The sequence below is a fragment of the Halomonas sp. 3F2F genome, from assembly GCF_014897805.1.
In the GTDB taxonomy this organism is placed as follows: domain Bacteria; phylum Pseudomonadota; class Gammaproteobacteria; order Pseudomonadales; family Halomonadaceae; genus Vreelandella.
This window is the reverse complement of the sequence record NZ_JABUZE010000001.1, coordinates 1-19,147: the sequence shown is the minus strand read 5'-3', so window position 1 is coordinate 19,147 and position 19,147 is coordinate 1. Positions and strand designations below refer to the sequence as shown.

General features: G+C 53.4%; 18 protein-coding genes and 1 pseudogene. 10 read left to right on the top strand and 9 right to left on the bottom strand.

Features of this window, described 5'->3' with window-relative positions; genetic code table 11:
* Positions 1–38: 38 nt before the first annotated feature.
* From INT21_RS00095 to trpB, 3 genes and pseudogenes are all read right to left on the bottom strand, one after another.
* A pseudogene (locus INT21_RS00095) lies at positions 39–164 on the bottom strand (LysE family translocator); the annotation flags it as partial.
* Positions 165–333: 169 nt separating this feature from the next.
* On the bottom strand, positions 334–1,173 hold the full coding sequence (gene trpA, locus INT21_RS00090; protein WP_193084710.1) for a tryptophan synthase subunit alpha: 840 nt from the start codon (positions 1,171–1,173) through the stop codon (positions 334–336).
* A gap of 20 nt (positions 1,174–1,193) precedes the next feature.
* Positions 1,194–2,399 (bottom strand): tryptophan synthase subunit beta, encoded by a 1,206-nt coding sequence (gene trpB, locus INT21_RS00085; protein WP_193084709.1) that lies wholly within the window; start codon positions 2,397–2,399, stop codon positions 1,194–1,196.
* 142 nt (positions 2,400–2,541) lie between these two features.
* Between trpB and INT21_RS00080 the strand changes: the two genes are divergently transcribed.
* Complete coding sequence (locus tag INT21_RS00080; RefSeq protein ID WP_193084708.1) at positions 2,542–3,444, top strand: LysR family transcriptional regulator; 903 nt, start codon at positions 2,542–2,544, stop codon at positions 3,442–3,444.
* Between the two features lie 13 nt (positions 3,445–3,457).
* On the opposite strand, the gene INT21_RS00075 is transcribed toward INT21_RS00080, so the two are convergent.
* Entirely contained in the window at positions 3,458–4,363 is a 906-nt protein-coding gene (locus tag INT21_RS00075; RefSeq protein ID WP_089039462.1) for a LysR family transcriptional regulator, read from the bottom strand.
* Positions 4,364–4,482: 119 nt separating this feature from the next.
* Between INT21_RS00075 and INT21_RS00070 the strand changes: the two genes are divergently transcribed.
* Positions 4,483–5,253 (top strand): NAD(P)H-dependent oxidoreductase, encoded by a 771-nt coding sequence (locus tag INT21_RS00070; protein ID WP_193084707.1) that lies wholly within the window; start codon positions 4,483–4,485, stop codon positions 5,251–5,253.
* A 126-nt stretch (positions 5,254–5,379) separates the two neighbouring features.
* On the opposite strand, the gene INT21_RS00065 is transcribed toward INT21_RS00070, so the two are convergent.
* Both INT21_RS00065 and INT21_RS00060 read right to left on the bottom strand, forming a co-directional pair.
* Complete coding sequence (locus INT21_RS00065; protein ID WP_193084706.1) at positions 5,380–5,982, bottom strand: glutathione S-transferase N-terminal domain-containing protein; 603 nt, start codon at positions 5,980–5,982, stop codon at positions 5,380–5,382.
* Positions 5,982–7,202: a YbfB/YjiJ family MFS transporter gene (locus tag INT21_RS00060; protein ID WP_193084705.1), complete on the bottom strand. Its 1,221-nt coding sequence runs from the start codon at positions 7,200–7,202 to the stop codon at positions 5,982–5,984. The genes INT21_RS00065 and INT21_RS00060 overlap by 1 nt, the downstream gene beginning before the upstream one ends.
* A 195-nt stretch (positions 7,203–7,397) precedes the next feature.
* Between INT21_RS00060 and INT21_RS00055 the strand changes: the two genes are divergently transcribed.
* Complete coding sequence (locus INT21_RS00055; protein WP_193084704.1) at positions 7,398–8,267, top strand: LysR family transcriptional regulator; 870 nt, start codon at positions 7,398–7,400, stop codon at positions 8,265–8,267.
* A 5-nt stretch (positions 8,268–8,272) separates the two neighbouring features.
* Here INT21_RS00055 and INT21_RS00050 read toward each other — a convergent pair whose 3' ends face one another.
* Positions 8,273–9,220, bottom strand: coding sequence for a LysR family transcriptional regulator (locus tag INT21_RS00050; RefSeq protein WP_193084703.1), 948 nt, complete (start codon positions 9,218–9,220; stop codon positions 8,273–8,275).
* 115 nt (positions 9,221–9,335) lie between these two features.
* On the opposite strand from INT21_RS00050, the gene INT21_RS00045 reads away from it, so the two are divergent.
* From INT21_RS00045 to INT21_RS00035, 3 genes are read left to right on the top strand one after another with little or no spacing between them, the layout of a single operon-like run.
* Complete coding sequence (locus tag INT21_RS00045) at positions 9,336–10,529, top strand: M20 aminoacylase family protein (protein ID WP_193084702.1); 1,194 nt, start codon at positions 9,336–9,338, stop codon at positions 10,527–10,529.
* A 48-nt stretch (positions 10,530–10,577) separates the two neighbouring features.
* Positions 10,578–10,802, top strand: a complete 225-nt coding sequence (locus INT21_RS00040; RefSeq protein ID WP_120386557.1) for a DUF3311 domain-containing protein — start codon at positions 10,578–10,580, stop codon at positions 10,800–10,802.
* A complete protein-coding gene (locus tag INT21_RS00035) occupies positions 10,795–12,270 on the top strand; it encodes a sodium:solute symporter family protein (protein ID WP_193084701.1) in 1,476 nt (491 codons plus the stop codon). Before INT21_RS00040 ends, INT21_RS00035 begins: the two co-directional genes overlap by 8 nt.
* An 89-nt stretch (positions 12,271–12,359) precedes the next feature.
* Here INT21_RS00035 and INT21_RS00030 read toward each other — a convergent pair whose 3' ends face one another.
* Positions 12,360–13,319: a LysR family transcriptional regulator gene (locus tag INT21_RS00030; RefSeq protein ID WP_193084700.1), complete on the bottom strand. Its 960-nt coding sequence runs from the start codon at positions 13,317–13,319 to the stop codon at positions 12,360–12,362.
* Positions 13,320–13,377: 58 nt separating this feature from the next.
* Between INT21_RS00030 and INT21_RS00025 the strand changes: the two genes are divergently transcribed.
* Positions 13,378–14,361: an aldo/keto reductase gene (locus INT21_RS00025; protein WP_193084699.1), complete on the top strand. Its 984-nt coding sequence runs from the start codon at positions 13,378–13,380 to the stop codon at positions 14,359–14,361.
* A gap of 24 nt (positions 14,362–14,385) precedes the next feature.
* Here INT21_RS00025 and INT21_RS00020 read toward each other — a convergent pair whose 3' ends face one another.
* Positions 14,386–15,189: an AraC family transcriptional regulator gene (locus INT21_RS00020; protein WP_193084698.1), complete on the bottom strand. Its 804-nt coding sequence runs from the start codon at positions 15,187–15,189 to the stop codon at positions 14,386–14,388.
* A gap of 91 nt (positions 15,190–15,280) precedes the next feature.
* Here INT21_RS00020 and INT21_RS00015 point away from each other — a divergent pair, with 91 nt between their 5' ends.
* The 3 genes from INT21_RS00015 to INT21_RS00005 all read left to right on the top strand — a co-directional run bounded on the left by INT21_RS00015 (position 15,281) and on the right by INT21_RS00005 (position 18,679).
* The gene (locus INT21_RS00015) at positions 15,281–16,675 is read left to right on the top strand and encodes an SLC13 family permease (protein ID WP_193084697.1); all 1,395 of its coding nucleotides are present in this window, start codon (positions 15,281–15,283) and stop codon (positions 16,673–16,675) included.
* A gap of 358 nt (positions 16,676–17,033) precedes the next feature.
* Entirely contained in the window at positions 17,034–17,582 is a 549-nt protein-coding gene (locus INT21_RS00010; RefSeq protein ID WP_193084696.1) for an adenylate kinase, read from the top strand.
* A 161-nt stretch (positions 17,583–17,743) separates the two neighbouring features.
* Positions 17,744–18,679: a glycerophosphodiester phosphodiesterase family protein gene (locus INT21_RS00005; RefSeq protein ID WP_193084695.1), complete on the top strand. Its 936-nt coding sequence runs from the start codon at positions 17,744–17,746 to the stop codon at positions 18,677–18,679.
* Positions 18,680–19,147 lie beyond the last annotated feature (468 nt).

The following is a 19,147-nucleotide window of genomic DNA, read 5'->3' as shown; positions in this document are numbered from 1 at the left end:
ATCCTACATACATTATGCACGAAAACTTTCGGTTAGGCACTTAAACAAGCTGCCCGAACGCCATAGCGTTTAGCATTGGTTAATGAAAGCAGGTTATTAGGGCCAGGCGCCATATTAAGGGCGAAGCAGGCAGGGATAAAAAACAGCAGTGTTGTCAGGTTCATAAAAGCCCGTTCCTATTAGCTCGCATGAGCTTCCACTCATTATTTCACCATCGATCCAGCTAGATTAACCTTTAATTAGGATTTTGCTCAACGTTAAAAAAAGCAGGCGCTGCTGGCCTGCTCTCTTAACGTATCGTTTTTTTACTCTTCTTGTATCAATCTGCTTGTATCAACAGACTTGTGGCTCGCTTGCTGTACGACATGCCCTGACGCTTTCTGCCAGCTCACTGACTAAGCCATGCACTCGCTCCACTGCTTCATCAGGCGTGCTGGCGTGTTCGATGCAGTCAACAAGCGCGGAGCCGACCACCACCGCATCGCTAAAGCGGCCAATGGTAGCGGCTTGTTCGGCGGTGCGAATTCCAAAGCCAACGGCAATGGGTAGCTCGGTATATTCGCGGAGCTGAGCAACCGACGCCTCTAACCGTTGTGGTGTTGGCGCACTACCGCCAGTAACCCCCGCCACCGATACGTAGTAGATAAACCCAGAGGTGTTGCTGAGTACTTTGGGCAACCGTTTAGCATCGGTGGTCGGGGTGGCTAAGCGGATAAAATCAATGCCGTGCTGAGCTGCTGGCTGGCAGAGTTCTTCATCATGCTCAGGGGGTAAATCCACCACAATCAGCCCATCGACTCCAGCGCTGGCGGCCTCCGTTAAAAAGCGCTCAACGCCATAGCAGTAAATCGGGTTGTAGTAACCCATCAGTACGATCGGCGTGGTGCTATTCTGTTCGCGGAAACGGCGCACCATTTCCAACGTTTTAACTTGGGTTTGGCCGCCTTCAAGGGCACGCAGCGCGGCTTTTTGAATCGCGGGACCATCGGCCATAGGGTCACTGAACGGCATGCCGAGTTCGATGATATCCACCCCTGCTTCTGGTAACCCATGCAGCAGACGGCGTGAAGTCTCCGCGTCTGGATCACCTGCGGTGAGGTAGCTAACCAGCGCTGGGCGGTTCTGCTGCTTTAGCGCGGCAAAGCAGTCTTTAAGACGAGTGGGGGTATTCATAACAGTCTCCTGGTTCGCACTCATTGGAATTTCTCACCTAGATGATGGGCGACGCTCATCATGTCTTTGTCGCCACGACCGCTAAGGTTGACCACCATTAAGTGCTCACGGGGAAGCCGGGGCGCACGCTTAGCCACTTCCGCCAAGGCGTGGGCAGTTTCCAGGGCGGGAATAATGCCTTCCTGACGGCAACAGATCTGGAAGGCTTCCAACGCTTCATCGTCTGTGGCGGAAACGTACTCAACCCGCCCCTGCTCGTGGAGCCATGCGTGTTCTGGGCCGATACCGGGATAATCCAGCCCTGCGGAAATCGAGTGGGCGTCAATAATCTGGCCATCTTCGTTTTGCAGCAGGTAGGTGCGGTTACCATGCAGTACGCCAGGCGTCCCGCCGTTCAAGCTGGCGGCATGCAGGCCGCTTTTAACGCCTTTGCCGCCCGCTTCTACGCCAATCATCTGCACATCTGGGTCGTTTAAGAACGGATGGAATAGCCCCATAGCGTTTGATCCGCCACCAATACAGGCCACCAGCGAATCCGGCAAACGCCCCTGCTTTTCGAGCATTTGGCTGCGGGTTTCATGGCCAATCACTGCTTGGAAGTCACGCACCATCGCAGGGTACGGGTGCGGTCCAGCCACGGTTCCAATAATGTAGAAGGTATCATCTACGTTAGTCACCCAGTCGCGCAGCGCTTCGTTCATGGCATCTTTGAGTGTGCCGGTGCCGGAGGTGACGGGAATCACCTCAGCCCCCAGTAGTTTCATGCGGAACACGTTAGGCTGCTGGCGTTCGATGTCGGTTGAGCCCATATAGATGACACACGGCAGGCCAAAACGCGCTGCTACCGTGGCGGTGGCCACGCCGTGCATACCGGCGCCGGTTTCAGCAATAATGCGCTTTTTGCCCATCTGCTTGGCTAGCAGTACCTGGCCAATGCAGTTGTTAATTTTATGCGCGCCGGTGTGGTTTAGCTCTTCGCGCTTGAGATAAATACTTGCCCCACCGAAGTGTTCGGTCAGTCTTTCAGCGAAATAAAGCGGGCTTGGCCGCCCGACGTAATCCCCCTGAAAATAGGCTAACTGGCGCTGAAATTCGGGGTCATTTTTAGCAGCAGCGTATTCATCTTGCAGCTCTAAAATAAGCGGCATGAGTGTTTCAGCGACAAAGCGGCCGCCGAAGCTGCCAAACAGTCCGTTGGTATCGGGCAGGTTCACGAATTGGTTCATCACGACCTCTGAGTGCGGTTTGGGAAGCGGTTTTGAGTGCAATGAAAGTAGCGCAAGCGCACGAAGATAAAAATCGATAAGATGTCACCAATAGGTGAGTTTTAGTCAACTATTAAAACAGAACATCATTATGGGATCAGCAATGCAGAACAGCATGCCGCCGCTTAGCGCCCTGCGCGCCTTTGAAGCCACTGCCCGATTGGGTAGCGTAACTGCTGCTGCCGATGAGCTAAGCGTTACCCATGGCGCGGTTAGCCGCCAACTTAAAAGCCTGGATGAGCATTTTGGTGTAGCGCTATTTGCAAAAGCAGGGCGTGGACTGGTGCTGACTCACCATGGTGAGCAACTGCAAAGCGGCGTGGGCGAGGCATTTAGCAAACTGCGCAATAGTTGCACAGCACTCAAGCATGATGTGGAAGAAGCGCCCTTTACTCTGGCCTGCCCTGGCAGCCTGCTAGCGCGCTGGCTAATTCCCCGCCTGGATCGCCTGAACCAAGAGCTGCCGCAACTGAAGCTAAAAGTCGTGGTAAGTGACAGCGAACTGCCCGGTCAACAGGTAGATACCAGCGCCACCCTGGCGTTTATTGAACCGCCCTGGCCCGCGGATGTGGAGGTTATCGAGCTACTTTCCGAGCAGATTTGCCCAGTAGCAAGCCCACTACTAGCAGCACACCTCGACCCAGCCAAGCCAGAATCGTTATTTGCCAACAAGCTGTTAGTGACCGCTTCACGTCCCCAGGCGTGGCCACAGTGGGCGAGCGCCAAAGGGCTGGCGCAACGTGCATTGGAGGATGCCCTTCAACAGGGCCAAGGGTTTGCCCATCTTTATTATCTGATTGAAGCCGCAGTAGCGGGCTTGGGCGTAGCAATAGCGCCCAAGCTACTGGTGGAAGACGATTTACGCAGCGGGCGGCTTGTGGCCCCCTGGGGAAGTATCGAAACGCCCGCCCGCCTCTGCCTATGGCTGCCGAAACAAACCAACAGCCGCCGCAGCGAGCCACTGGCAGAGTGGCTTAAGCAGGAATTGGGGGCTGGCCACTGCTAGTCTGGCTACTCCTTTAGCGCTTGTTTGCACAAAGTATGTGGGCTATTTGTTCACGCACCCAACGATGCGCACTGTGACCATGGTTACGCTCATGCCACACCATACCGACTTTGAATCCCAGTGATTTAATGGGGGATTCAACAATTTTAAGGTCGGAACGTTGGGCGACTAAACGCCGTGGTACCAGCGCCACAAGAGGCGAGTGAGCAACAATTTCAGGGATGAACAGGAATGAAGCGGTCGATAGCACAACATTGCGCTTATAGCCCAATGTGTGTAAGACCTGATCCACTGGGGTGAAGAAATTGTCTCCACTGAGCGACACAATCACATGCTCAAGTTGGACATAATCTTCAATTGTCATTTCATCACTGAGTCGCGGGTGGTTCTCGCAGCCAACCAACACATAGGTTTCGTCGTACAGGGGTCTTGATCGTAAAGTCTGTGGTGCTTCTTCTGGCGTCATAAGTGCAAGGTCCACTTCACCACACGCCATCAGGGCTTCCAACCGAGGTGGTTCCAGATTACGTATTGCGATCCTGACGCCGGGTGCCTCTCGCCTTAACTCGTTCATGATCGACAAACCAACAACCGTTTGCAGATAGTCGGTACATGCAATCGTGATGGTCAGCTTTGCTTGGGCAGGCTCAAAGTGCTGGTGCGTTGTTAGCGTCTCTCGCACCTGATCTAGTGCAAAACGCAATGGGGAAAGTAACTCCAACGCTTTGGCGGTAGGCATCATTCCACGATGAGCAGGAATCAGCAGCGGATCATTGAACATATCCCTAAGGCGACTCAACTGAGCGCTGACAGCAGGCTGGCTCAGATTCAGCCGCGCGGCCGCTCTGGTGACATTTTGCTCTTCAAGCAAAGCCTCTAATGTCACCAACAAATTAAGGTCAAGTCTTTTGGTATCCATGCTTACGATAGTAAGTCATAAAACTATTAATTTCACTGATACTTCAATCTTGCGCACACTGCCTACTGTATCCACTTAGAGTGATAGTCACTCGCTAACTCGCCTCTAGGAGCAGCAAAGTGTCCAAGACCATATTGATGGTGTATGCCCACCCCGAACCCACATCACTAACCCGCCTATTCGTTACCGAAACGATACGAATACTGGAACAACAAGGCCATGTCGTGCTGCAATCAGACCTATATGGCATGGGTTGGAAGGCGACTTTTGATGAGCAGGATTTCCCCAACCGTATAAACCAAGACCGGCTAGATTTTATCCAAGAGTCGCAGCACGCTTATACCAATCACCAACAGACGTTGGATGTTGCCGCAGAGCAAGACAAGCTGCTTGCCGCCGATGCAGTCATATTTCATTTCCCTCTTTGGTGGTTTGGTATGCCCGCCATTCTCAAAGGCTGGATAGATCGCGTGTATGCCTACGGATTCGCCTACGGATACAAAGGCGAAGGTAACCGGTATCGCTATGGGGACGGTATTCTCAAAGGCAAACGAGCCCTACTTTCAGTAATGGTGGGGGGACCAGAGGAGGACTATTCGCCCCGTGGCATTAATGGCCCCTTGGAGGAGTTATTATTTCCCATCACCCACGGCGCTCTCTTTTTTCCCGGCTTGGATGTACTTCCCACCCATGCCGTGTATGGCAGCGGCAAGCTTTCAAAAGCTAACGTAGAGAAAGAACTCGCCACTTGGCACCTTCGCCTCAATCATCTCTTTAATGAATCACCTATTCCCTTCCGGCGCCAAAATGGTGGAGAGTATCAATTTAACATCCTCGCCGATCATATCGCTGCTGGAAAAAAGGGGCTGACCATTCACATCGACAATTAGCCGAGCGGTAGAAATCAAGACCATAAATACAAGGACGCTTAACTATATAGCATTACTAACACATGTAACTTTGGAGTCGAGGGGGAAGGCGCAACACATCATGGCCTCCCCCTTCTGACTCTCTCACTACACAAATGCAGTCTGCTGAAAACTATCCCTGTCAATTACTGTGGCATGCCATGCTTTGAGCTGTGGGTACGCTTCCTTCCAGTGCACTTCTGGCAATCTGAAGGCCACGTACTCTAGCGCAACAGCGCAGGCGATTTCACCAAGAGTCATCGAAGGCGCCAGCTGACTTTCGTGGAGTTCACTGTCCAGTTGCTCCACTATTCGTTGCATGGCTCGCTGACGCCTTCGCCCAAGCTCACTGTGATCAATCTCAGCGCCATAGTGCTTTCTGGCGATAACGGTCGTAAACGCGACATCCATCAGGTTCTGACCAAGCCCGGCCAGATGCAGTACATTCGCTAATCGGGCTTGGGGAATCATGGGCGAGCTAGCACTGACGCTATCAAGATAAACAGCAATCAACATCGACTCGCTAAGTGTCGTGCCTCCATCAGTCACTAGCGCTGGAATTCGCCCGGCGGGATTAACCTCTAGCAGCGCTTGGTCATCTGCCCAAGGGTCGCACCAGCGCAATGTAACGTCATCCACCAGATCCTTCTCAAGTAAGATGATCCGCGCTAGGCGCGCATAGGGTGACGTTGCGTTAAGAAAAAGCTGCATTATGGCCTCCGGTTCTTATTGGAGTGAGGAACAGTAGAGAGAGGGGCGTGACGCTGCTGCTGGCCTCGGCTCAGCAACACCAGTACAAAGCCGCCTACCAACACCAGGCTGCTAATCGCAAATAGCGGTGAATAAGTGCCCCAGGCTACATAGAGCGCCGACATCGCGTAGCCAGCAAACGCTTGAGCCGCAGCGAAAGCGGCAGTCGCTTGTCCCCAGAGCTTTTTGTGGGCGGTAGGGCCGACTAATTCAGCCAGTCGTCCAGACGTCAGCGCAACAATACCTGGGATCATCGCGCCTACCACAAACGATGAAACTGACTGACTAAGCAATGCGAGTGAAAATACGGGCAGGGCCACAGCGGCAGCCTTGGCTAAAAAAGCGAGTGTTAAACCATGATGCCAACCCACTTTTCGCGCCAACGCTCCTACCACCAGTGGCCCGCACACAGCGCCCAAGCCGAAAATACCCCACTGTAGAGAAGCCGCTTGATGCCCTAAGGCATTTTCTCTGGCGAGATAATCCACCCAAAATACGGTGTGCGGAACAAACCCGACGGCATCCAGGGCATACGCCCCGATCACCAGTAGCACAGCGGCGTTTATTCCAGCATACCCGGTCTGACTTGTTGACTTTTCCTGACTGGCCAACGGCGGTGAGGAGAGCTGCGTAACGCCCCAGTCACATACCAGAGCAGCGGCAATACAGAGCAGGCCCAGCGTTGCCCAGGTAACCGTTAAGCTTAACTCCAGAAGCACAGGCACCACCGATGCGGAAAGCAGCGCACCGAAGCCAATGCCAGTAAACACCAAGGCACCGACACTCGTCCGCCTTTCCGGAGGGGTGGTCGACAGAGCCAACGATGGGCCAACCACCATAAGAATGGCGCCAGCAATACCTGAGACTAATCGCCAAAAGAAAAACCAGCCAAAACTGCCCGCCCCTGCACAGAGAAAAAAGCTCAGTGCAATCGCTACGAAACTTGCCCCCATCACCGCGCGAACAGAAAAACGCTCACTTAGTGCATGAGCAGACAACGCACCAATAAAGTAGCCGAGAAGATTAGCAGCCCCTAGATAAGCCCCTTGGCTGGCACTGAACCACCCTTCTTGAATCAGTGCCGGTAATAGTGGTGTGTAGGCAAAACGGGCAATGCCTATTCCCGCCAAGGTGGCCATCACACCGGTCATCAGAGCAGGCAAGTCTTTGCTATTGATCATATCGTATCCTTCCTAAATCGCTGTGCGGCAAGATTGGCAACAGGCGTATTTACCAGTAGCTTACCCACCCCAACAATTCTTTAGAAACGATTTATAATGATAGCCTCTATCTTTTTTTGAGATAGCTCTTAAGATAGCTTTTGAGATGGCTTTTGAGATAGTTCTTGAGACAGTGGCCATTTAAGGGAGATGGGCATGCAATTTAAATCATTGCGGCTGTTTATGGCGGTGGCAGAAACCGGCAGCTTCATGGCTGCCGCAAAGCAGCTGCACACGGTGCAATCTAACGTGACCACGCATATCAAAAAACTTGAGGAGGAATTAGGCGCGCAGCTGGTTCATCGCACGGGTGGCGTGCGCCTTACATCTGCAGGGCTAGCGTTACTGGATTATGCAGAACGGTTGCTGGCAGTGCATGACGAAGCATTGATGCTGTTTCAAAGCGCAGAGAACGCAACAGGCCAGCTGCGCTTGGGGTCGATGGAAACGACTATGGCGCTACGCCTTCCCCCGATATTAGCGGCCTATCATGCTGACTTTCCAGAGGTTGATATGACGCTGGCGACCGGCCCCACCGCCAGCTTGATCGAGAAGCTGATGGACGGTCAGGCGGATGGTGTGTTTGTGGCCGGCGCTATCGATCATCATCGCTATCATTCGCTCAAAGTCTTCAGCGAACAGCTTGTGCTGGTAAGCTCAAGTCCCATGACGAGCGCACCCAGCTCGGAAGAACTACTAACCGCAACGTTTCTCGCATTTCGCCAGGGATGTAGTTACCGGCAACGTATCGAACTGCTGCTGGCATCTCAAGGAATTAATGCCGTGCGTGTTTTTGAGTTTGGCACGCTAGACGCCATGCTTGGTTGCGTAGCAGCCGGGATGGGATACACCGTGCTGCCACGTATTATCATTGAAGCGCACCAGCACCGCTTCGGCATTCACGCGCTGGAACTACCCTCCGCCATTGCCAATATCGATACCTATTTTGTTACTTCAGAACCCGCTACCTGGTCGCCCGCATTAGCCCGTTTTGTCGATACGTTACACCAGCAAGCCAGGTTATAGACGCTTCATTCCTTCTGAGCAATTAAGGACGTGTCTACACCGTTCGCCAAAGATTCTGTTTCGGCAATTTCGATCAGCCGGCGTACCGCCGACACCCCTGAATCCCTGCGCCACACCAGCATCAGAGGCAAAGCTAGCTTGAGATCCTTTAAGCGATGGCTTACCACCCCTTCTGGTGCCCCTGCCATGGTCATGGCCGGTAAAATACTGCAGCCCATGCCAGCAGCCACCAAATACAACATAGTAGCGTTGTCAGTTCCCTCCTGTACCACATGAGGAGTGAACCCCGCTCGCTGAAAGGCGTGAATCAGCTTGTCGTGATAGACCGGGGTGGCGCTACGATCAAACCAGATAAAGTTCTCGTCATTGAGCTCGGCTAGGTATCGCGGCGGGTGTCGCGCTAGGCGTGAGGTGGCACTGGTAACCAATACGAGATGATCTTCATACAAGCAATGGCTACAGAGGCTGTCATCGTCTTCCGGAGGGAAGAACAACATGCCAGCATCCAGCCTCCCACGGCGAATTGCATCGACCTGAGGCCCCGAAAGCAGCGACTCCACCTTCAGCGTGACCTCAGGATATTGCTCGCGGAAACGGTTGAGCAAACCGATTATCTGCGGCACCCATAAGTGCATCACCGTCACCCCCAGACGCAACTCACCGAATTGGCCGTCGGCGATGCGCCGTGCATTACGCTTGGCCTGTTCGAATTCGCCAAGTAAACGCCGAGTATCACGGTAGAACGATTCGCCTGCGGCAGTCAGGCGAACGCCATGCCGTGAACGAGTCAGCAACGTTGTACCGACCTCATCTTCAAGCAGCAGCAATTGACGTGACAGGGCTGGCTGAGCAAGTGGTATCCGTCGTGCTGCTGAGGAGATAGCTCCCTCCTCTACGACGGTCTGAAAATATTTTAAGCGTTTGAAGTCCATCTCATTCCCATTGAATGACACGCCGTGGCTCTTTCCATCCAATATAAGCATGGAAAGCTAATAAAAAAACTATTTTCTCTATGCCACCGAAACAACCAAGATGAATTGGCCCATCCAACAACTATGCGAATCGACTATGACAGAACTCATCAACGCAAATTTCTTCGAGCGTCACCACGCCGAGCTGACCCAAATGCGGCACGAGCTGCATCGTCACCCAGAGCTAGGGTTTCAGGAACATGCCACGGCTAAGCGCATCGCTGAAGAACTAGAACGTCTCGGTTTGACCTTTGAAACTGGCATCGGCAAAACCGGTATCGTTGCGACTGTCACCGGTGATCAGCCCGACAATGGACGCCAGATTGGTCTACGCGCCGATATGGACGCTCTACCGATCCAAGAGCTTAGCGAGCACAACCACACATCCGAAGTACCCGGCCGAATGCATGCCTGCGGCCATGATGGTCACACGACCCTGCTGCTTGGCGTCGCCCGCTACCTGGCTGAACACCGCGACTTCGCTGGCACCATTCACCTAGTCTTTCAGCCCGCAGAAGAGGGCTTAGGTGGTGGCCGGGCAATGGTTGAAGAGGGGTTGTTCGAGCGCTTTCCTATGCAGGCCATCTACGCCCTGCACAACTGGCCTTCTCTGCCTGCTGGCCAAGTGGCCGTCCGCTCAGGTGCCATCATGGCAGCCACCGATCGGCTCGATATCCGTGTACGCGGAAAAGGGGGCCATGGAGGCGTCAACCCACACCTATCGACAGATCCTGTGCGTATGGCGGGTGCCCTGATTCAAAATCTTCACTCCGTGGTCGCACGTGATATTAATCCTCTCTCCCCCGCGGCTCTCAGCCTGTGTGGATTGCAGGGGGGCGACATTGACGGTTTCGCCATTATTCCCGATGAAGTACGCATCAGCGGTACAGCACGAAGCCTTGATGCCGACACTCAGGATCGTATTGAGCATGCTGTTCGCCGTGTTTGTGAAGGGGTGGCCATTGCCCATGGCGGCGACATTGAGGTCGACTACCAGCGCATATTCCCAGCGACGGTCAATAGCGAGGCGGAAACCCGCCACGTAGAATCCTGCGTTGTGCAAACACTCGGCGAAGCAGCCCTAGTGCGTGACGTCGCCCCTAGCCTTGGCGGCGAAGATTTCTCCTTCATGCTGCAGCGTTGCCCAGGAGCCTACTTCTTCCTCGGTACAGCCAAGGATGAGTCCACCGCACCATTACACAACGCTCGTTACGACTTTAACGACGACATTATTCCCACTGGTTGCCAACTGCTGGTGGCAATCGGCCTCGGCGCACTCGCTGCCGCCTGAACGAGGCCTGTTCTACTACCGATAACACCACAATAACGAGGTATGCATATGAAATCCCGGCCCTCGCTTCCCCCTAGGGGATTGCTGATTTACTTCACTATCTGTGCGCTAGCGATGATCTGGCCTGGCGCATTAGTGGCCAACCGCATCGAACCGATGGTGATTGGCTTGCCCTTCTTCATGTTCTGGTACGTCGCTTGGGTCTTTGCCCTATTTGTGGGGCTAGTGATTGCCTATCGTCACGATGCCGCGCAGGAGGTGAACGATGAGTGATTCACTGCTGATCACTACCATCACCCTAGCCTATCTACTGATCGTTCTGGCGGTAGGCCTGCGAGCAAGACATAACCAGAGCTCTTCTCTGGAAGGCTACGTCGCTGGTGGGCGCCACATGGGGCTACTGGTGCTGTTTTTCATTCTTGGAGCGGAGATATTCTCTGCTTTCGCCTTTCTTGGGGCCCCTGGCTGGGCCTACAGCAAGGGGGCGCCGGCACTCTATATCATCGCCTACCTGGCGCTCGCTGTGATTGTATGGTGGTTAATCGCTCCATATATTTCGCGGCTTGGCCGCCGCCATGGCTTCCTGACCCAGGCGGAGTTCCTCTCCGCCTGTTATCCAACTCGGGGTAATCTGCTGGGGTTGTTCATCGGTGTGGTCAGCGTACTGGCGATGATCCCCTACCTAACCATTCAGATCGCTGGTGCAGGGCTGCTCTTCGAGGCTGCAACCTCAGGCACCATTCCGTTCTGGCTCGGCAGCTTACTAGCCTGTGGCGTGGTGGCGGCCTATGTCTACGCGAGCGGCTTACAAGGCATCGGCTGGACCAACCTGCTTCAGGGCGTGATGATGGTGGGCGTCGCGTGGTTCCTAGGCTTGGCAACGGCTGACCAGTTCTTCGGCGGAGTCGGCGAGATGTTCCGCGAGCTGCAGCGCGAAGCGCCGGAATACCTAACCATGCCCGGTGCTGGCGGCATGGGCTGGGGCGCATTCTCCACAGCAATCCTGGTTAGTGCCCTAGGTTGCGTAATGTGGCCGCACATTTTCATGAAGTTTTATAGTGCGCGCAGTGAGCGAACCCTCAAACAGGTGTTCGTGCTCTACCCACTTTATAGCTATCTGCTGGTGCCATTGCTGATTATCGGCTTCGCTGGAGTTTTACTACTGGAAGATAGCCCACTCGACTCCGCCGATCGCGTGCTGTTGACGTTAGTGGTCGAACTAGCTGACTTCCCTGCGTGGCTAATCGGTATAGCCCTCTCCGGCGCGCTGGCCGCGGCAATGTCTACGGCTGCCAACTTGGCTCATACCTCCGCCACTATTCTGGTAAGAGACGTGGGGCAGCACCTGCCCGTGCTGCGTGGTATATCTGATGACAAGGCACTCAGGCTGACTCGTTACGGTGTGGTGGTGATCTCCTTAGCGGCCTATCTGCTAGCCCTAGCCAATCCTGGCTCATTGGTTGGCCTGTTACTCGGCGCCTATGGCATCGTGGTGCAGTTGCTACCAATGCTGCTTGGTGCACTATTTTGGCGGCGAGCCTCACGCACTGGCGCCTTTGCAGGTCTAGCAATAGGCGCGGCCCTAACCCTATTGTTCCAGTTTGGAGTCAACACTCCATTCGGCTGGCACGCTGGCTTCTGTGGTCTAGTCGTCAATACCGCCGTGTTCATCGGCGTGAGTCTCGTGACACACAGTTCATCATCGTACTCACCGGCCCAGGCTCTCAGTTCTAAAGGCTGACGCTTGGCTTTAACGCTCTCTCCTGGCTACGGAGATCCTGGCTACGGAGATCCTGGCTACGGAGAGGGCGTTGATGGCATCAATTAGAGTCATCCCCCCCGCTTCTCAGCCCATGCCAAGCGAGCGTGGTTACTGGCGACCAGTTCAATAAGAAAGTCCGCCACGGCACGGGTTCGGCGTGATTGTGTCAGGTCTGTTTGGATGACGAGGTAAATAGGCTGGTCCACGCCAATATCAGAAGCAATGCAGACCAACCCCGCCTCCTGAGCCAAAAAGTGCGGTAATACTGCAATCCCCAGCCCAGCTTTAGCTGCCGCGATTTGGGTCGCCACAGAGGTAGTGGTTAACGCGGGTTCTCGCCCGTGTAGAACGCGCTCGACCCACTGTGCTGCAGGCAGGTGGGCTTGCGCCTCCCCCCAGGTGATAAAGGCATCCATGTCGTAGTCGCCAGTATCAAGCGCTGTTTTACGCTGCGCCGCATAGGCTGAGCTAGCGTAAAGCCCATAGCCTAAGGAACCCAAGCGGCGAAGGGTGACATTACCGCGTTCGGGCTTGACCATTCTGAGGGCTAGATCGGCATCACGACGGTGTAGATTGACAGTAGAGATATCCGTCACTAGCTCAAGCGTAATGCCAGGATACTGACGACGAAATTGTGCAAGCGCAGGTAGAATCAATGCCGTTGCCAAATTCTCTGCGGTAGCCAAACGCACTCTACCACTCAGTTGTGAGTGGCGGGACACATCGATGGTAAACGCCACCGCAGCCGCTTCCAGCGCTTCAGCTTTCTCGACCAGCCCTGCGCCTTCCTCGGTCAGTTGGTAGCCCGACTGTTGGCGCACAAATAGCGGTAGTTTAAGCGCTTTTTCCAGCCGTTCAATACGCCGAGAGAGCGTTGCAATGCCCAAATGGAGTTCCGCTGCGGCACCACTCAGGGTGCCGTGACGAGCCACAGCCAAAAAGGCGCGGGTGTCATCCCACACCCACCCACGGGGCATCTGCTTTTCAAAACCGGAAAATGGCTTATCGAACTCGTTCATTTTTTTCATTATGGGATAGTGCCACGCTGTCACTCCGCTACTCAAGAACGGTTCACGGAGAGACAGCATGCAACAACGTACACTTGGCACCGACCTTTCTATTTCCGCCATTGGCCTGGGCTGCATGGGCATGAGCGAATTCTACGGCCCTCGGGATGACAGTGAATCGCTACGCGTATTAGCGCAGGCAGTGGAGCTGGGCATCAACTTTTTTGATACAGCAGATATGTACGGGCCGCACCATAACGAAGAGCTGATTGGCCGCTTTCTCGCTAAGCATAAGCCGCAAGTGCGTATCGCAACCAAGTTTGGCATTGTGCGCAACCCCGGTGAGTATCAACGACGCCTGGACAACAGCGCCGAGTATGCGCGCAAGGCCTGCGAGGCATCGCTGCGGCGGTTAGGGGTCGAGCAAATCGATCTCTACTACGTCCATCGCGTAACCCCGGATGCGCCTATTGAAGAGACCATGGAAGGCCTCACCCAGCTAGTCAAAGAGGGAAAAATTGCCCATATCGGCCTGTGCGAGGTCAGCGCTGACACCTTGCGCCGCGCCCATGCAGTGCACCCGATTACTGCCGTTCAAACCGAGTATTCGCTTTGGACACGCGACGTAGAGCAAGCGGTGCTCCCTACCTGCCAAGAACTAGGCATCGGTTTTGTGCCCTACTCGCCATTAGGCCGGGGGTTCTTAACGGGAAGATTTCAGGATACTGCGGATTTCGAGGAAGGCGATTTTCGCCCTAACTTGCCGCGCTTTTCAGATCAGGCCATGAGCACCAACCGCCGAATCGCCGACGTGATTGGTGAAGTGGCCGCCAACAAAGGCTGCACACCTGCACAGCTATCGCTCGCCTGGCTACTGTCTAAAGGCCCCAACATCGTGCCAATTCCAGGGACTAAGCGGCTGCGCTACCTTGAAGAGAATGCAGCAGCAACGTCGATTACTCTTACCGCTGATGAGCAACGTCAGTTGGAAGCAGCCACCGCACGCATTCCAGTGATCGGTGAGCGCTACACGCCGGAAGGCATGAAAGGGGTTAATGCATGAGTTAACTAACGCCTAATCGCCGCATTATTGGCAGCGGGCGCGGACTTGAGGTGTATAGCCAAACTCCGTTTTGAAGGCAGCCACAAAACTGCTGACGCTTTTATAGCCTACCGTATAGGCCACGGCGGTTGAGCTTTCGCCTCTATCCAGGGCTTCAAGCGCGTTCATCAACTTGAAGCGGGTACGCCATTGGCGAAAGGTCAGCCCGGTGTCGGACTTAAATAGCCTTTCTAGCGTTCGTACGCTCGCCCCGGCAAGGCCCGCCAGCTCAGCTAATGTGTGGCGATTATCCGGGTGGTTGACCATGTGGCTAATGATACGTCGCAACCGCGGGTCAGTCCCAGAAGGTAGCGACAAATTCTCAGCGGGTAGACTATTTAGCTCATCAATCGCGACTAGGCCTAGGCGCGTCGTGCTGGCATCGTCGTCGCGACACTTTAGGGAATCGTTTAGCCTTAGCACAATCTCGCGCATCAACGTGCTCATCGCCACCATCACCACCTGGGTGTCCTGATCACGTGCCCTACAAGTAGGATCAATGTAGAGGTTGCGGGTTTCCACCAGCGTTTCACAACTCACTTGGTGGAGACAGTTACTGGGTATCCACACGCCGTGAGTAGAGGGTACAACCCACACCGCTTGTTCACTGGTAACACGCAGCACGCCGTGTTTAGCCCATAGCAATTGCCCGCGAGGGTGAGCGTGCGGCAATACCCCAGTTTCAGCCTGCATACTGCGAGCATGAGTCAATACAGGGCGACTAGGATCGAGGACGAACGCTATATCACTGGGTGGCGACATTGTCGCTTTATCGCTATTTATTGTCATATCTTGCCCTCAACACGTCAGCATGCAGGCGCTATTGTAGGTTCAGCTGCGCGCACCGCGCAATTGAGCTTATCGCCACCAGGACCTCCTCATGCTTCGTTCACTTCGCTTTTCCCATGCAATAGCAACCGCGGCCTTATTGGTCGCTTTGTTATTGGCATTTTTTCCCTTAGCGGGCAACCCAGCGGCATTTTCTTACAGCGCTGGCATGGTACTGCTCACGCTGGTGCTGTGGAGTACCGGGGTACTCCCCCCATTTCTGACTGGCCTGATCTTCTTTGCGCTGGTTAGCATGTTGGGTCTGCTAGCGCCGGAGCAGCTATTCGCGGGGTTTGGCTCGACAGCCGTGTGGATGGTTATTTCCGGGTTTGTAATTGGTTCTGCCATTACATCAAGCAAACTTGGCGATCGACTAGCGGCCGTATTGGCACCGCTTCTAACGGCAAGCTATCCACGGCTGATTGGGGGATTAGTGTTAACCGCTGTGGCATTGGGCTTTGTGATGCCCTCTTCAGCGGGTCGAGCGGTGGTATTGATTCCTATTGGTTTAGCATTGGCTGAACGAGTGGGCTTTGAGCCGGGCAGCGCTGGCCGACTGGGCGTAGCCACTGCTCTTGCTGCCGCTTGTAACATGCCAAGTTTTGCGGTGCTTCCATCCAACCTCCCTAATATGATTTTGGCAGGTGCAAGTGAAAGTCTATATGGCATTCATTTTGGCTATGCGGAGTATCTACTTCTGCACTTTCCTATTTTGGGAATGCTAAAAGCACTATTGATCGTGGCGCTGGTAATAGTGGTATTCCCAGCCCGCATTGACCCACAGTTCAAGCAAGCCGTCGCTGAAACCAAATTTTCCGGCGATGCGACACAGCAAAAAAAAGTGGCTGTCATACTGGGCATTACGTTGATGTTTTGGGTTACCGATACGCTACACGGCATCAACCCTGCGTGGGTGGGGCTGATGGCAGCGGTAGTGCTAATGATGCCAAAAGTCGGTGTCATGGCCCCGAAATCATTCAATGGAGCGACAGATTTTGGCACCGTAGTATTTGTGGCCGCAGCATTGGGGGTGGGAACACTGGTAAATGTCTCAGGCATTGGCAGTGTTATGGGAAGAGAGTTTAGTCAACTGCTGGAGACGAGCAACAGTAGCCCCTTCTGGGACTTTATGTCGCTTTCATTGATGGCCACCTTGACTGGGGTAGTCGCCACCACACCCAATGTAGCTACCATACTAACTCCCATGGCCAGCGAATTCGCCGCGGCTTCAGAGCTGTCACTTTCCACGGTGTTAATGACTCAGGTAGTAGGCTTTTCCACCGTCATTTTTCCTTATCAGGTGGCGCCCTTGATTATGGCCATGCAGCTATCTAAAGAGCCTCTAAGCCAATTGTTGAAAATCATCATCCCATTAGCGCTAATAACGATCTTACTATTGATGCCATTAGACTACCTTTGGTGGCGACTGTTGGGTTGGGTGGGTTAGAGGCAACCAGTAACGATTGCTCTAGCCCAACGAAGGAGCAATTTCCTCAAACAATTTCTTCAAACAATCTCATCAATTTAGCGCCTTCCATCCAGCAGCACATACTCCTGGTTAGTCATACCGGGAGTTTGCGCCAACGACTAGCATCGTCGTCACTGCTCTTCTTGAATGGCTTCTCATCTTTAATTGCAGGCGTTTTTGAGTCATCCAACCTTTATAGAGCGGCATCCTGAAAAAGCAGCTTAGCAGCTCCCAAACGTTGGTAACTTACTGTGAGCCTTTGAGTTTCTTTTCTTAAGTGCACTTGCCAGTGTTTAGAACACTCTTTAAACTACTGCGCCGCTTAGGAGATACCCCCATGAAAATCAATGTGGTCGGCACTAGTGGTAGTGGCAAAAGCACACTGGCTAAACAGCTCTCAGTAACGCTGGAAACGTCTTACATTCAGCTTGATCAGCTGTTTTGGTGCGCTAACTGGGAAGGCACGCCCGACGATGTCTTTTTCACCAAGCTGGAGGAGGCAATGTCGGCCTCCACCAATGGGTGGGTATTGGATGGCAACTTTGATCGCACGCGGCCAATTAAGTGGCGCGATGTCGATATGGTGGTGTGGATCGACTTCCCCTTCTGGCGTGTCTTCAGCCAAGCCTGCTCACGAGCCATAAAGCGTATTATTAGCAGAGAAGAGATCTGGCCCGGTACAGGAAACCGCGAAAGCTTTCGCCAAACATTTTTAAGCCGTAATTCAGTATTGCTCTGGTCGCTTAAAACATGGCATCAAAACCGCAAACGTTACTTCGCCGATATGATTGATCCACGCTATGCCCATATCCAGTTTGTGCGTTTAACCTCGCATAGAGAAGCGCAGGTGCTAGTGGATAACCTCCACCATAATGCCTCTGTCTAAACTATGTAGCTTTTAATGCTTACCTCATGTGTATTTCCTTTGGTAAGCCGAATAGCTGCGCTAATCGGCTGCCAAGGCCCCCTTGGAAGATGTACCCCGTTTGGCATTTGCGTGAGGAGACCTGTAGGATAATTGAACAACTGTTCAACTAAGGAATTTCTATGCAACGTCATCCGCTGATTACTGCCGTGTCACTGGGTCTTTTTGCTGGTGCTGCTACGTCCACTGCACTCGCAGAGGCAACGCCACTAGAGCAGCAGCTAAAGGATCTGGAGTCGTTTCAGGTAATCGCTCATCGCGGTGCCAGCGGACATGCACCGGAAAGCACCATGGCAGCCTATGAACTGGCCCACGAGTGGGGAGCCGATTACCTGGAACTGGACGTTCAGCTCACCTCCGATGATGAGTTAGTGGTATTCCATGATGATGCCATCGATCGCACCAGTGACGGCGAAGGCCATATTCATGATTACACGCTAGAAGAGCTAAAGGCTCTTGATGCCGGTACCTGGTTCAACGACGCCAATGTCGATAAGGCAGATACGGCCTTTGAAGGAGCGCAAATACTCACACTGGAAGAGCTATTTGAGCGCTTTGGTCACGATGCTCGTTACTACATTGAAACCAAGTCCCCTCTGTTGAACCCTGGTTTAGAAGAAGCCTTGGTTGAGGCACTTGAAGAACACGAAATGATTGAAAATGGTCGGGTGCTGGTGCAATCGTTTGAGCAGGGTAGCCTACTCAAAGTACATGAGCTTAATGAACATATCCCCCTCATCCAGTTGGTGTGGTACTCGCCCAGTGAGGAAGATAATGATCGTTTAGTGGAGTGGACAGGTGTTACTCCAGCGCCAGCAGACATCACTGACGAAGACTTTCAGGCAATCGCAGCGTACGCGGCAGGTATCGGCACGAATGTGACGTATAACGGCGAAGACGTTATTGATGCTGATTTTATTCGCCAAGCTCAAGAGAACGGCCTTCCCGTTCACGTTTACACCATCAATGAAACTGATGAGATGAAGCGTTTACAGGACTGGGGCGTCAACGGTTTATTTACCGATTACGCTGACCGGCTTCTTGAACTCGCGGACTAACCCAGAGTTGGCTCGCCGCTTTTACGCTCGGCTTTGGTCGGGCGTTTTAGTTGATCGAGGTGGATCCAAGCTCCCCCCTCTCAAGCCTGATAGCAATTAGCAACAGCTTAACTATCGAGAAGTAGGTTCATTGAACGCATGTATTTAGCGCTTCAAGCACTGCCCTCGTGTGTCATTGTCAATCAACCATGCGATGCGACATTTCCAGACGATACATACTTTCGTCGCAGAGCATTTCGTTGATTGTTATGTAGGTAAGATCAACAAAATTGATGTAGGGTTTAAAACTGTGCCGTTTCGACTTAGCGTTGCCGAGCTGAGGTTCAAAAGTTTATCTGTCATCACACAAAATATTTATAAAACAAAAATTTGCCTCTAGAGACTGAAGAGGAGTAAGCGTCATCATTTCACACACATATAGCGTGCTAAGTGGCTATTCAAAATTTATCGTGCGCTCAGACCCGTAGC

Bases quoted from the DNA above. Each gene is read 5' to 3' on its own strand.
- trpA (WP_193084710.1), bottom strand. From the start codon at position 1,173: ATGAATACCCCCACTCGTCTTAAAGACTGCTTTGCCGCGCTAAAGCAG.
- trpB (WP_193084709.1), bottom strand. From the start codon at position 2,399: ATGAACCAATTCGTGAACCTGCCCGATACCAACGGACTGTTTGGCAGC.
- INT21_RS00080 (WP_193084708.1), top strand. From the start codon at position 2,542: ATGCAGAACAGCATGCCGCCGCTTAGCGCCCTGCGCGCCTTTGAAGCC.
- INT21_RS00075 (WP_089039462.1), bottom strand. From the start codon at position 4,363: ATGGATACCAAAAGACTTGACCTTAATTTGTTGGTGACATTAGAGGCT.
- INT21_RS00065 (WP_193084706.1), bottom strand. From the start codon at position 5,982: ATGCAGCTTTTTCTTAACGCAACGTCACCCTATGCGCGCCTAGCGCGG.
- INT21_RS00060 (WP_193084705.1), bottom strand. From the start codon at position 7,202: ATGATCAATAGCAAAGACTTGCCTGCTCTGATGACCGGTGTGATGGCC.
- INT21_RS00055 (WP_193084704.1), top strand. From the start codon at position 7,398: ATGCAATTTAAATCATTGCGGCTGTTTATGGCGGTGGCAGAAACCGGC.
- INT21_RS00045 (WP_193084702.1), top strand. From the start codon at position 9,336: ATGACAGAACTCATCAACGCAAATTTCTTCGAGCGTCACCACGCCGAG.
- INT21_RS00040 (WP_120386557.1), top strand. From the start codon at position 10,578: ATGAAATCCCGGCCCTCGCTTCCCCCTAGGGGATTGCTGATTTACTTC.
- INT21_RS00035 (WP_193084701.1), top strand. From the start codon at position 10,795: ATGAGTGATTCACTGCTGATCACTACCATCACCCTAGCCTATCTACTG.
- INT21_RS00030 (WP_193084700.1), bottom strand. From the start codon at position 13,319: ATGAAAAAAATGAACGAGTTCGATAAGCCATTTTCCGGTTTTGAAAAG.
- INT21_RS00025 (WP_193084699.1), top strand. From the start codon at position 13,378: ATGCAACAACGTACACTTGGCACCGACCTTTCTATTTCCGCCATTGGC.
- INT21_RS00020 (WP_193084698.1), bottom strand. From the start codon at position 15,189: ATGACAATAAATAGCGATAAAGCGACAATGTCGCCACCCAGTGATATA.
- INT21_RS00015 (WP_193084697.1), top strand. From the start codon at position 15,281: ATGCTTCGTTCACTTCGCTTTTCCCATGCAATAGCAACCGCGGCCTTA.
- INT21_RS00010 (WP_193084696.1), top strand. From the start codon at position 17,034: ATGAAAATCAATGTGGTCGGCACTAGTGGTAGTGGCAAAAGCACACTG.
- INT21_RS00005 (WP_193084695.1), top strand. From the start codon at position 17,744: ATGCAACGTCATCCGCTGATTACTGCCGTGTCACTGGGTCTTTTTGCT.